Here is a 13,492-nt window from a genome sequence, read left to right on the forward strand (position 1 = left end):
GCTCCTTATAGCGCTGCGGCGTACATGCGCAAAATCGTGAAGCCGTAGCTGGCAAAATGAAAGCCGATATTGACCATAAAGAAAATCGTCCAGAGCAATGAAGCCAAGGCATATAGGTTATAAGCCCATTGCCAACGCCCCGATTGTTGCTCACTCAGCGGGTCGATAATTGGTGTAGCGCCAAACCAACCACGAACGTTGTTGACCATGTTGCGCACGGTACGGTGGCGCAAATTAGGCTGCTCCAGCAGATTGGTGATAATCCAATAGCCATCCATGCGTGAAACAAATGGATTGAGGTTGATCAAACAGAGCAAGGCTGGGATGCCGCTATAGGCAAAGGCAATTTCATAGGCCAAACTATCGCGCGGCAAGAGCCAGAGCAAACTAGCAACCACCCCAAACCAGAGTGCATCGACCAAGGGGCCAGCCGCCGCCACCGAAGCCCGCCGATATTTGCTCGGTACACGGTAAATATCGCTGGTATCGGTGAAGAAAATCGGGATAAACCACCAGAGCAAGCCCATCCCAAAGCCTGCTGGTTTGGCTCCAGCCATGCGGCAAGCCACAGCATGGGCCAATTCGTGGGTTGCAATCTCGACCAGAAATAGCCCAAATAGCCAGAAAATCAAGTGTTTGCTCGCATCGGGGTGGGCTAACATCAAGGGCGAAACCAGCATCACGCCTTTAGTTATGATGTAGGTCAGGCCCACGCCCAACAAACCAAACATCAACAGCCAAGTGATTGGATTCCACCACCAGCGCTGCCACGCCACAATCTGTTCAATAAAACTATCGCCGCGAATCAGCGTCCAATAGAAACCACTACGGCGACCCAAACGTGGCGCTTCTTCTGAATCGGGAGTTGTGTTGACCCAGGTTTCATGGACTAATAAACGGTGGCGAGCACATAAATCGCAAAAATGGCGAATCTTTTCGATACTGACTTCAATCCCATAACGTTGCTGCATTTCGATTTGCAGCTGCTCGATTGAGCGCTGACCATTCAGCAATTCCAAAATGCGCACGCCAACCACGTTGGTGCGCATAAACGAGGGCGAAGCTGGGCGACCAACCACATATTGGCTGGTTTGCTGTTGGCTGAAGGGCGAAACTTGCACATCATCAACAACGTGCGGGCGATAGTCGCTGCTGGCCTCAAGCGCAGCAAAATCATTCAGCGTTAAAGCGGGGTTAGTCATGAGTTTGCTCCTTGTGAGGATAGCCAGCAGCAAAACCGATTAAAACCTGTGTTTGATAGTCGTCAAAGCCGAGCCAACGGGCTAATTGGCCTTGAATCACGCTGCCAGTGGCACAACCGACCATGCCGACGCGCTGAGCTGCAACATACAAACGCTGCAAATGTGCGCCAGCATCAAGCAAGGCCTGGCGATAGCCACGATCACCAGCTTGATTGATTGCGCTGGGCAGCGAAGTCAGCACTAATACAATCAATGGCGCTTGCAAAAATTCGCGTTGAAAGCAATAGCGTTGTAATGTTTCCAGCGGATCGGCGGTGCGCAATACGGCCAATTGATGGGCAGCTGGATTATAAACATAGCCACCCAAGGCCAAATCATCAGATTTCAACATCAGCGGCGCAAGCAAACTCAAGGGCTTGGTGGCTGGGTTGAACGGGCGACTGGCGTGCTCCAAAAAGGTCGCTAAATCGGCCACATTCACCGGACGGTCAGCATATTCGCGCAAACTTTGGCGTTGATTAATCAATTGTTGATAGTTCAAATGAGTAGGATACGCCGCTGGTAGCGCGATTTTGGCCTTGGCTTCAAACAAGCTCGAACACCATGGGCTAGCTGACTGATTTGGCTCAGGCAGTGGGTTGCCTCGTTGCAGGCTGGTCCATTCGTGAATATAGGAACTGGCACTCACGCCAGCACCGAAGAAATGTTCGCTCATTGCAGCACCTCAGGATTGGGCGCAACCAGCCGCAGCACCAGCAACGGGGTTTCGCTTGGGCTATAGACCTGGAGCAGATCGCGCAACTCTTGATCGTAGAAAGTGCTGATTTGCTCGATTTGCCAGCCTGCCGCACCTGCCAAAAATTCAATTGCCTGCGCGGCAACACCACAATCGTAGAGCGCGATCCGATACGATTTTGCGCCATACTTGCCTTCAACTCGTCCAATCGCCGCCGTCAGCACAATCAAACCCAAGGTTTGTTGATGCAGTGGATCGCTAGAGAAGGCTTTGGAAATTTCATCCCAGCCAAACAATGGGCGAATCGCTTCCAACGAAGCATCATGTTGGTTCAAGTGATAGATACCAGCCGCCAAATTGCTCAGCTTGTGGTTGAGCAAATAGACCGTTTGCGAGGCCAGATTACCGCCCGAAGGCACAAACCGTTGGCCAGCGGCGATCACTTGGGTGGCTGGCTTGCGCACAAACGCTTGCTCAAACAACCAAGCTAAGGGCGCAATCGTGGTTTGGGCTGGCAGTTGAGCACTCAGATCGACAGTTGGATCAGGCTGCCATTGGCCCTGCAATTCGCTCAAGGCATGGCGTTGACTATTGGTATAACCTTTGGCTCCGCTAACGATTGCAATCGCATTTTTGGGCGCATAATGCTGCTGATGGGCCTTGGGGAAAATCGCGTAACTGCGCTCATCGGTGTTGGCGTGATACCATAGCGGTAAATTCTCAAAATGGCTCGCGCCCACCAATAGATCGCGGGGCGCATCAAGGTTGGGCTGACCACAGACTGGGCACAACACCAAACGATGCACCGATTGCGCCACAAATTCGAGCGTCGTTGGATCAAGCAGATAACGCACGCCACCGGTAATCACTGGAGTCAAGCCCGAAATCAGATTACCAACCAGCAAACTTGCTTGGCTCAAGGCTAATTGCTCATTGAGGCTCAGCGGCGCGGTTGGCTCGCTTAATTGCGGTTCGTGACTGTCAACTTGCTCGGCACAGGCATAACAGCCAGCTTCGCCAGCAAAGGTGGTGGGGCCAAGCTCAATATGCTGGGGGTGCAGCCAAAGTCGGGTAAAGCGAGTTTGGGCTTGAATCGCCCGTTGATTGAGCGCCTGAGTTAATTCAGCCTGCGCTGTACTCGTTACCAAACAGATCAATCCATCATCATGTTCAGCTAGCCAACGATCAACCGCTGCAAGTAATTCATCAGCCTGAGGAACTTGAAGATCAAGCGCCAAATGTGGCAGGGCATAGGTGGTAGTTGGAGCTGAACTGGCCAGCCAAGTTGCGCGGCCTAAGCCAGCTTGGGCCAATTGATCCAGCAGTGGCGCAACCAAACGTTCGCCACCAATCAACAACAAGCGCGTTGCTTGCAAACGTTGCAGCACTTCATAGCGATTGCGACAGACCCGCGTTTGATCAACAAAGCGGCTGTAAAAAGCTAGTTGTTGGCTAAACGCACGGGCAACTTGTGGATCAAGCGTATTGCTTGGCAACGGGCCTTCTTCGAGCACCCCCTGCACATGCAACAACTGCAAGGTATCGTCAATTGTTGCAGACTTGAATTGGGTCAAACGTTCGCCAATCGTTTCACGGGTGTTAAGACCATTCAACAAGGGCAAGAGTTGCGGCAACAGATTGCGCACCGCTTTGCCACGCAGCACCACATCTTGCGGCCCGCCCAGCAACAACAACAGCTGTTCGTTATGCCAAACGCGGGCAATTTCATCAGATATTCGTGGGCGGGTTGGAATTTGCACCTGCGGATCGCTCTGGAGTTGGCTGTGTAAATCAATTGCCATGGTCATAATGCCACCTCGCGAGCTTGCAAGCTTAATTTGGCCACCACCTGAGCCAATTGATCATGACCAATCCAAGTGGTGTTTTGCTGACCACCACAAGCTGAACAGTTTTCAAATGGCTCAACATGATTGCGGCTCACCCCAAGATTGAAGCTATCCCATTGAACTTCGCGACCCAGCGCCAACGGTGGTTGTTGACCAAGTAATAAGCGCTCGATTTCGGCCAAGCCATAGCTAGCAGCCAATTGATTGAGCGCCGCCAGCGAGGGTTGAAATAAAGCGTGTTGTTGCCGTCGTAAAAAGCCATCACGCGCCTGCCACACATCGTTGCGAGTTTCACACGAGCGCAATCGTGCTTGATAGCAGGCATAACAGGCGGTGTGATTGGGCAAAATCGTTGGCCCTAGGGTAATTTGTGCACCCCACAGACTGAGAGCAGTCCATGGCGTGGCAGCACGTAAACTGGCTTGATTCAGCGCTTCGGCCACCGCCGGATAAGGCCGCTGAGTGATTAATGCTGCGGCGTGATAACGACTGAGTAGCAAGCCCAAACCACCAGCAGCAAAGGGTCGCGCTAGCAACTGAATTGGAAAAGTGCTAGTCAATTCGCGAATCTGCTGCGAAATTGGGCCATGATCGGTGCTGGACAAGGCAGCGACGGTCACCTGGGCTAAGGGCAGTTGCCCCAAGCGAGCCAAGAGTGCCTGCGCCATCACTGCGTCGGTCACCAAGAGCAAGCGAGCTGAACGATGTTCGTGTAAACCTTGGGCAAACAGCCATTGCTGATGGGTTGCCACAAGGGTTGAATAAAGTTGATCCATCGGGCAATCCTTTCAAACTAGGCAAATGGCTGAGGCCAATGGTTCAAGTCAGCTTCGGCCAAAACTGGGTAGCCCATGCGCTCCGGCACGCTATACAAGCGCGGCGTAGCCAAAAAGCGGGCATTATAGTTACAACTGAAGGGCATCAATTGCGGCGCAACCACTTTGATCGTATACAAACCAACTTCGCGCAAAGCTGGCAAGGTCAAATCAACCACAATCAGTTCCAGCCCAGCCCGCCGAAAAATATCGATCAAGCGCTGGGCTTCGACCGCAGGATCAGGATGATCGAGCCGTGGCAGTTGGTCGAGCGTGCGCCAACGAGTTTGCTCAAACAAGAAATCAAAAGCGGGAGCAGTAGCCGCATCGGCATAGTAAGCAGCACCATCACTCAAGCGCATAAAGGTGCGATAATCGGCAGGATCAAAGGGTAGCGGCTGGCTCAACGAATGCTCGATGCCAATCCGCGAGGCCGCCGATTCGTCGAGCACTTTGCTGGGCAAGGCCAATGGATTGGTGCGGGTGGCCGACATCACCATTGTGCGCAGCCGACCATGGGGTGCAACTTGCACTGCATAAATCGTCGCAACGCCTAAATCAGTAGTTGCATCAAAAAAATAGCTCTGAATTTGGGCTGCTTCGACCCGACTCAAACGTTCTTGGAAGGCTGGATCGGAAAATTCGCGCAAATCAACTTGTGGCAGGGCCAATTTTTGCCACCAGGCAATACTCAAGGCATCGCGTTCGATCGCCTCGCCAATTCCAGTTACAATCGCTTGTTCGTAGCTAGCAGCCAAGGCCGTGCCGGTTGAGATCGAGGTGGTAAAGGTTTCGCCAGCATACTCGGGCTGCATGCCAACATAGACCCCAATCGCTGGAACATACATCGGCTGACCTGAAATTAGCGAATAGCCTTCGACCCAGCGCATGGGTTGGTGGTTGCTCGGCGGCGTAGTTGGGTTAGCAGGGTTACGATATTCAGCATCAGAACAGCGGGGAAATAACTCCAAATCAACCGCTTCGATACCCAACTCTTGGCGGGTCGCCACAATAAAATTTTGATGCGCATGCTTGACATTGCAATAACGTTCGAGCGCTTCACAATAGGATTTAGCTTTAGCCCATTCCCGTTCCAAAAATACGCCTGTGCCCGCTGGAGCCTCGGCCATAGCCAGCTCGGCACAATGAATGTTGGTGCTATAGACTGGAATTGTCGGGTTACCAGGTGTGCGCGGTAATTCGGTCGCAGTGCCCAAGATTCCGGTTCGCGGATTCACCAACGGCGCAACCCGCGTCAAAATGTCATCAATTGATAAAAACGTCTTTGACATGATTACACTCCGTTATGCCGATGGTTGCTGAAGCTGCTGTAGAGAATCGATTGGGTAGCTGCGGAAGGACGAGCAGCGCAAACATAAAGGGTCGCGCGGCAAACGGCCTAATTGACTAGTACCATCAGCCCGAATCACCAGAATGCGAGCCGCGAGTTGTTGCAATTGATTGGTGAGCCAACGGGCGGTAGTTTGCCAAGCTGGCAGCGCCATCAGATAATCGCTGGTTGCAGGAGCTGGAAAAAGAGCGTTATAACGTTGAAAACAATCAACACAGCAATAATCATCAGCGCCAAACAATGGCCCAAGCCGCAGAGTATGCACCAATGGCTGAAGCACTACCACTGGCAATGGACTGGTTGCGACGAACGAGATTAAGCGATCGGCTTCCTCAACCTGGTCGGTGCAAATCCATAACCAGCTGGCGGGGCGTTGCGTTGTGGCTTTGTGCTGAAGGGATACACCCAGATCGGCTAGTTGTTCGAAGAGTGCGGCGTTTGAGGTTGAAGCATTCGCGAGCAAAAATCCATCCATCGTCATACTCCATTTAATCAGTCAAGGCTCCAGACCCTTGCGGTAGCCGGAGCCTGTTCTGTGTAGTCATACTTCCACCATATTTGGTAGGGTGCTTAGGGAAGGTGCAAGCAGCAGAAGCAGTTTCCTGCTGCCTGGCTCCCTTACATCACACTATTGAGCTTCGATTGCAGCTGTGCAGAAGGTGCTGACGGTACAAATCGTACCTGAGGTGCTGAGTGAACCCAATGATGAGACACAAGCAGCGGCAGCATTGGTTACATGCTCTTCCAACTCATCAGCGAACAATTCGGTTTCAGCGGCGGTCACTTCAGCATCGATCAAGTTCTTTACATCTGACATAAGAGCATTCCTCACAAAGTAGCTAAGAGAGAGCCAGGCTATTTTTCAGCGACACCGGCGGTACAGAAGGTGCTGACGGTACAAATCGTGCCTGAGGTGCTGAGCGAACCCAACGATGAAACACAGGCGGCGGCGGCGTTGCTTACATGCTCTTCCAACTCATCAGCAAACAATTCGGTTTCGGCGGCGGTCACTTCAGCGTCGATCAAGTTTTTTACATCTGACATTGGGAGATTCCTCACTAACTAAGAATGGCTAATCCGATTTATTGGGCTTCGATGGCGGCGGTGCAGAAGGTGCTGACGGTACAAATCGTGCCTGAGGTGCTGAGCGAACCTAACGATGAGACACAGGCAGCGGCGGCATTGGTTACATGCTCTTCTAATTCATCAGCAAACAATTCGGTTTCGGCGGCGGTCACTTCAGCGTCGATCAAGTTTTTTACATCTGACATTGGGAGATTCCTCACTAACTAAGAATGGCTAATCCGATTTATTGGGCTTCGATGGCGGCGGTGCAGAAGGTGCTGACGGTACAAATCGTGCCTGAGGTGCTGAGCGAACCTAACGATGAGACACAGGCAGCGGCTGCATTGGTTACATGCTCTTCCAACTCATCAGCAAACAATTCGGTTTCGGCGGTGGTCACTTCAGCATCGATCAAGTTTTTTACATCTGACATAAGAGTAATCCTCACTAACTAAGAGTAATAATGCAATTTATTGAGCTTCGATGGCGGCAGTACAGAAGGTGCTGACGGTACAAATCGTGCCCGAGGTGCTGAGCGAACCCAACGATGAAACACAGGCGGCGGCAGCATTGGTTACATGCTCTTCCAATTCATCAGCAAACAATTCGGTTTCGGCGGCGGTCACTTCAGCATCGATCAAATTCTTTACATCTGCCATGGGGTGGTACTCCTGTTAGACTAAGCAATTGTAGGTTTGTCAGCTGTGGGTGCGCACCTCGTTGTTGACAGGCCTATTACACCATATCGCCATGGCGTAAACTATTGGGACAACGATAGTTAAACCGATATAAGAGCGATATATCAGCTATCACTTATAGTTAAAATAGATTAATTAAATTACGTAGGGATTGAAGTGTTATAAAGAAATACGTTCGAGGCGTTTTCGAATGCGCTCAGCAGCACTAGCATTGCCCAACATTTGATAGATGTCGATCAGGCGCAGGTAGGTTGGTTCGTGATAAGGGTCGTAGCTCAATAAACGCTCAGCATAGGGGATAGCCTCGGCAGTTGGGCCATAGGCCAGCAATAATTCCAAATAATCGCTAGTTGCCGCCACAAATTGGCTCAAGGCTTGTTCGCGCCAATCCAGCACCCATTCGGCGTAAGCAATATCGCTTAATAAATCATCCTGATACAAGGCCAAGGCTGCTTGATAGGCTTGTAAGGCGGCGGGCATGGCTCCTTGCTGGCGTTGCTTGGCGGCAGTTTGTAGCAAGGCTTGAAATTCAGCATAATCAGTATCGATCTGAGCTTGTGGATTTAAACGCAAGCCCGTTGCTTCGCTCAACACAAAAGCCGAATTAGCGCCGCCGCTGCGTTCCGGCTCCAGCACATGCAACAGGGCATTCAAGGTCACTCGCAAGGCTCCATCGGCGGCTTGCGGCGTAAGATCAGGCCAAAAGTGCTCGATCAAGGCTTCACGGCTGATAATTCTCGGGCGTTGCAAGACTAATAAGGCCAATAATTGACGAGCTTTCTCACGCGACCACTCGTTGGGATCGACCAATTCCGCGCCACGCCAAAGTTGCAAACTACCAAAAAGCTGAATTTTTAGGGCATAGGCGGGGCGCTGGCGAATGCTGGTTAAGCTGTGTTGGGCAATTTTGCGCTGCTGGGTCGAGGCTTGTTTAATCACCGCTTGCAAACGCTCAAGGCTGGCTGCCGAGCCATATAAGCCCAAAAGTTGCAAGAGTGCGGTTTGTTGTTGCGGCTGCTCGGCATACAGTTTCCAGCAAATTTCTTCTAAAGCAACCCGATCACGCTTGGCTAAAAATTGGGCAATCCGCTGTGGCGCAATCCCCGTTCGCAAGCCCAACTCCACCAACAGCGTGGTTAAACGCAGCGGCGTTGCGTTCATATGGCGGTCGCCATCCGCTAAATAATCACGCCAAATCGTGGTTGCTTCGGCAATTAATTGTGAGCTTGGCTGAATTTGCCAACGACTGGCCAGCTGCACCAAGCCTGCTCGCAAGCGCAAAATCGGCGATTGAGCGGCCTCGATCATGGGTTTGGCTCGCTCCAAAGCCGCCAAGGCTCGTTGATATTCGCCACAGCAAAACCAGGCTTGAGCCAACATCAACCACATGCGTGGGTCAGCTCCATACAGCGCATCATCACGAATCAAGCCACGTTCGCTGAGCGTTGCATCGTGCTGAGCCAGTTTAATTTCGCCCAAACTAGCCCAAGCAAAAGCGCGTAATGCAAGCAAGCGATTGCGCATAATCGAGGGCAATGGCTCATCGCTCGGCAAAAGCAATTGCTGAATCAAATGCTCAGTCGTTGGTCGATCAGCATCCAACAAGGCCAAACCGAGTTTTGTACCTCGCGTTTGCAAACGAGTCAAACGCACGCCATAGCGCTCGCTCAAACGGCTAGCTTCATCGGCCAAGCGTTGGGCAGCGAGGCGATCATCGGGTGCGGCGCGGCTCATCAAGCAGGTTGCCAACAAATCGAGCAAACTCATACGCATGGCTGGTTCAGCTTGAACTTGGGGATGTTGCAACCAAACTTCGAGCCATTGAATGCCCTCATTCGGCAAGGTCAAAATCGTATACAAACCACCAACGACACAGGCCGCCACCCAACGCCAAAAAAAGGGCAATTCGCTTTGGGCTAAACTTTGGGCCGTTGCCAAGGCCTTGATATAACGGCCACGCTTGATCTGAAATAACAGCAAGGGAAATTTCAACAAATCACGGCGCTGACGATACCAAACAAAGCTTTTGAGGCTAAAACTTTCACGCGCCACCCCAATCAAGGCTTGCTCATCGCCCTGCCAAAAATAGATCAAACATTGTTCACCAACCACCTGAAAGGCCTCAGCATAACGTTGCTCAGCCCGATAGCGTTGGGCTGCTTGGGCCAAGGTTTGGGCCGCAAGCACAGGGTCATGTTCGCGCAAAGCCAGCCCATGCAGATGCAACAATTCGGCAATTTGGCGCTCGGCTGCTGGCAGTTGTTGCAACCATTGCAAGACTGGCTGATGTTGAGCCAATAGCCGCAAACCATGGCGCTTAAGCTGCTCGGCCACCTGCGCCCATTGCCCCAACCGACACCAGACATCCAAGGCCGCCGCCAAATGCCCCTGCTGCTCAAACCATGTGGCCGCTTGGGCCAACAATTGGTTGGTTTCAGCCAACGGTTGTTGACGCAGCACCTCCAACCAAAATGGCTCAAAGCGCCACCATTCAGCCTGATCAGGCAGCACAAACAGATTGTAATGCCATAAACTAGCTGGATCAGGTGCAGCCATCGCCGTCAGCACCGCTTGATTAAAAAAGGGCAAGAGCGCGGCAAATTGGGCAGTCCGCCGCACCGCATCAGGCAATTGCCCCAACACATCTTGGGCCAGAAAATCGCTAACCGTGCCTTGATAGCCTGAGGGCAAGGCACGCCACAAACGCAAACCCGCAGGCCAGCCGTTGGTTGCTTGCCAAGCTGCTTGGCATTGGCTTGGGCTTTGGGTAGGCAATAGCTCCTGCAATTCGGCTTGGCTAAATCGCAATTCTGCGGCGGTTAATTGGCGATACTGGCCCCGCGCCGCTAAGCCTGCCCAATCGAGCTGCGGCAGTTGGCGGCTGCTCAATATCAGATGCAGGTTGGTCGGCGCAAAACGGGTCAATTCATTCAACAAACGCCAGGCACTGGTTTGCAAATGCTGACAATCATCAAGCACCAAGGCGATTCGGCGCGGAGCCAAGGTTGCCCAGCAATCAAACAAATCAGCCAAACTATTGATCGGATTGATTTGAGGAAAACGGGATTTGGTTAGGTTGCTCAACAAGCGCTGAAGCTGATCAGCCTCGGTTGGGCTATGCAGGCCATACCACAAACAATCGCCACCAAGCGTTTGCTGCATCCACTGGGCCAGCATGGTGGTTTTGCCATAGCCAGCCGCTGCCACGACCATGGTTAAGCGACATGTCCAACACGCCTCCAATTGAGCTTGAAGGCGTGGGCGTTGAATCAAATCATCATTCAGTTGGGGGTAATCAATTGTATATTGCACAACCCCAAGTTTAGCATAAAACTTACTCGTCGCGCAGCACATGCAGCGGGCGCAGATGGGCAGGTCGCCAAGCAACACCCAAGGCAGTCAACAGCGCTAGACCAATTGCAAAGCCGAAAATCAGCAAGCCTGGCAAGGCATCTAGTCCAAGTCCAGCCTTAGGTTCAAGCGTATTAATCACCGTGATTGCAATCCAAACTGCCAGCATACCAGCGCTCCCAGCAATCAAGCCAACCAAGCTATATTCCATGCTGATGCTGCGCAACAAGTGAGCAGTGCTATAACCAACCGCCTTGAAAATACCCATTTCGCGGCGACGTTCAAACAGTGCCAAACCAACGGCATTGGCGATCAGCACCATGCCTGCCACAAACGCCAAGCCTGCCACAGCCACCACAAACAAGCCCAACGAGCGATAGATCATTTGAGTGGTGTTGTACATTTCAACTTCGTTATAAACAAAGGCTTGGGGAATCGCCTGATTAAAGCGATTGGTTGCGTTGCTCAATTGGTTAATCGGCAGATTGAGCGTATAGATCAAACGGCTTTGCATGCCAACCAACTGCTCAACGCTGGATGGGCTAATCACCATGGTGCTGGATGCTTGGCTAGCTTGATTTTCGTAGCGCCCGACCAAGCGGACTTTTAATCGACCGTTCGATCCAATCAGTTCTAGTTCAGTGCCAAGCGGAATTTCGCTGAAAAACCATTGAGCAAACATTACTTGATCAGCCGCAGCCTGCCATTGGCCTTCGATCAACTGAATATCGCCAATTTGCGTGGCTGAGCGGGCCGAGGTTTCAAATTCGATGCCTTCACTCTCGGGCAGCGAAGTTGCGACTTGCAACAATTGAGTTGGCTCAAGTGCTGGTTGCTGCAATTGCTCGACAATTTGGTTAACCTTGGTGGCCTCGCTAGGAGCAGTAATCACCCACAGCGCTCGATTCTGATTAGTGTTAGGGTCGGCCCGGGCATCAAGTTCTTTTTGAACCGTCAACAACGCTGCTGCCGAAAAACCAATCGTAAACACCCCGATCGCCAAAGCGATAATCGCAAAGGCGGCCCGCTGACCATTGCGTTGTATATTGCGACTGGCCAAGCGCAGCCAATAGCCAGGCAACGGGGTTTTGGCAACCAACCACAAAATCGCTTGAAACAACCAATTGAGCAAGGCCAAGCCCAATACTGCCCCCGCAAACAAGAGCATGCCTGCGCCAAACGAACCCATGCTAATACTAGCAACCAAGGCAAACATTGCCCCCAAAACTGCATACAACCCAACCATGGCGCGGCGGGTTGTTGGGTTAACTTCGATCGGGCCAGAACGAAGCAACGAGCCAGGCCGTACCGCATTGGCTTTTACAATCGCCACCATGCCAAAGATCAAGGTTGTGGCGATGCCCAAGCCAATGGCCCCGCCCAAAATCTGCCAATCAACCACCGTTGGCAGCATATAGGCACTGCTGCGTGCAAACAAATCGGTCAATTGATCGCCGATTAATACGGCGGCCACTGCGCCCAAGATACTGCCAATCAGCCCGAGTAAAGCGGTTTCAAAGCCAAAGAGCAACAACAATTGCGGGCCACGATAGCCCAAGGTTTTGAGGATGGCGATTTCGTTGCGGCGACGTGCAAGCACGACTTGCATGGTATTTGCCACCCCAATTCCGCTAACAATCAAGCCCAGCACCCCAGCACCACGCAAGGTCATATTGAATAAACCAGCGGTATCCGATGGCTCGCTACTGACGGTCGCAACCGACCAACCTGCTTGCTCTAACGTGCCAACTTGCACACCTTGCTGGCCCCAAACCACCCGCGCTGAGTTCAAATGCGCTCCGGGGTAAATCTCGTGAGCAGTCGCCAAGCTAAAAAATAAGCTACCAGCGCTTTTGTTCGGCACTTGATCCACCAAACCGACCAATTTTAGGCGTTTAGGCGTTGCCCCTTGATTGACCAAAATCACCAGTTCTTGGCCAATCGTCAGATCATGTTGCAACGCCAAAAGCTCGGTAGCAACCAAGGCATCGGGCTGGCTCAGCAACTCGCTCATGCTGGCGTTGGCTGGTTGGCTCACATGCAATTCGCCCAACAACGGGTAACTTTGCGGATCAATCCCATAGCCAATATCGCCAAAAATCACATGATCGCCGCCAGCAGGCTTGAGCAACGCAGGCGGAATCGCCGAATAGACCGTATAGCCGCCAATCACGCCTGATTGTTTCCATTGCTCAAGTTGGGCTTGTTGTTCAGGCCCAATCGAGCCGTTGGGCCAATCGAGCATAGCATCGCCACCAACACTAACCCGATTTTCCACAAAAATTTGATTGATCGCCGTCGATAAACTTTGCATCGAGCCAAGCGACATCACGCCAAAGGCAATACAGATAATCGCCAACAAGGTGCGCTGACCACCCAAGCGTAACGAGCGCCAAGCATAATTAAAGGTAAAACCCCAACCCATGA

At 52.1% G+C, this 13,492-nt stretch carries 13 protein-coding genes; all 13 read right to left on the reverse strand.

Translation table 11 applies throughout. The features are described from left to right. Positions 1-5: 5 nt before the first annotated feature. Positions 6-1,202, reverse strand: coding sequence for a M50 family metallopeptidase (locus tag ABEB26_RS05880; protein WP_345721046.1), 1,197 nt, complete (start codon positions 1,200-1,202; stop codon positions 6-8). Beyond that, positions 1,195-1,917 carry a nitroreductase family protein gene (locus ABEB26_RS05885; RefSeq protein ID WP_345721047.1) on the reverse strand — a complete coding sequence of 241 codons (723 nt, stop codon included), beginning with the start codon at positions 1,915-1,917 and terminating at the stop codon, positions 1,195-1,197. The genes ABEB26_RS05880 and ABEB26_RS05885 overlap by 8 nt, the downstream gene beginning before the upstream one ends. Then, a complete protein-coding gene (locus ABEB26_RS05890) occupies positions 1,914-3,746 on the reverse strand; it encodes a nitroreductase family protein (protein ID WP_345721048.1) in 1,833 nt (610 codons plus the stop codon). The genes ABEB26_RS05885 and ABEB26_RS05890 overlap by 4 nt, the downstream gene beginning before the upstream one ends. Next, entirely contained in the window at positions 3,743-4,561 is an 819-nt protein-coding gene (locus tag ABEB26_RS05895; RefSeq protein ID WP_345721049.1) for a TOMM precursor leader peptide-binding protein, read from the reverse strand. The genes ABEB26_RS05890 and ABEB26_RS05895 overlap by 4 nt, the downstream gene beginning before the upstream one ends. Positions 4,562-4,578: 17 nt before the next feature. Beyond that, positions 4,579-5,892 (reverse strand): YcaO-like family protein, encoded by a 1,314-nt coding sequence (locus ABEB26_RS05900; RefSeq protein WP_345721050.1) that lies wholly within the window; start codon positions 5,890-5,892, stop codon positions 4,579-4,581. Between the two features lie 12 nt (positions 5,893-5,904). After that, complete coding sequence (locus ABEB26_RS05905; RefSeq protein ID WP_345721051.1) at positions 5,905-6,426, reverse strand: hypothetical protein; 522 nt, start codon at positions 6,424-6,426, stop codon at positions 5,905-5,907. Positions 6,427-6,579: 153 nt separating this feature from the next. Beyond that, a complete protein-coding gene (locus tag ABEB26_RS05910) occupies positions 6,580-6,768 on the reverse strand; it encodes a thiocillin family RiPP (protein ID WP_345721052.1) in 189 nt (62 codons plus the stop codon). 38 nt (positions 6,769-6,806) lie between these two features. Beyond that, positions 6,807-6,995, reverse strand: a complete 189-nt coding sequence (locus tag ABEB26_RS05915) for a thiocillin family RiPP (protein ID WP_012188470.1) — start codon at positions 6,993-6,995, stop codon at positions 6,807-6,809. A gap of 38 nt (positions 6,996-7,033) precedes the next feature. Further along, entirely contained in the window at positions 7,034-7,222 is a 189-nt protein-coding gene (locus tag ABEB26_RS05920; RefSeq protein ID WP_345721052.1) for a thiocillin family RiPP, read from the reverse strand. Between the two features lie 38 nt (positions 7,223-7,260). Continuing rightward, positions 7,261-7,449, reverse strand: a complete 189-nt coding sequence (locus tag ABEB26_RS05925) for a thiocillin family RiPP (protein WP_345721054.1) — start codon at positions 7,447-7,449, stop codon at positions 7,261-7,263. 37 nt (positions 7,450-7,486) lie between these two features. Continuing rightward, positions 7,487-7,675 (reverse strand): thiocillin family RiPP, encoded by a 189-nt coding sequence (locus ABEB26_RS05930; RefSeq protein WP_345721055.1) that lies wholly within the window; start codon positions 7,673-7,675, stop codon positions 7,487-7,489. Between the two features lie 198 nt (positions 7,676-7,873). Further along, positions 7,874-11,026 carry an AfsR/SARP family transcriptional regulator gene (locus ABEB26_RS05935; protein WP_345721056.1) on the reverse strand — a complete coding sequence of 1,051 codons (3,153 nt, stop codon included), beginning with the start codon at positions 11,024-11,026 and terminating at the stop codon, positions 7,874-7,876. A 22-nt stretch (positions 11,027-11,048) separates the two neighbouring features. Further along, a complete protein-coding gene (locus tag ABEB26_RS05940) occupies positions 11,049-13,490 on the reverse strand; it encodes an ABC transporter permease (RefSeq protein WP_345721057.1) in 2,442 nt (813 codons plus the stop codon). Positions 13,491-13,492: the final 2 nt, after the last annotated feature.

The sequence above is a fragment of the Herpetosiphon gulosus genome (assembly GCF_039545135.1).
In the GTDB taxonomy this organism is placed as follows: Bacteria; Chloroflexota; Chloroflexia; order Chloroflexales; family Herpetosiphonaceae; genus Herpetosiphon; species Herpetosiphon gulosus.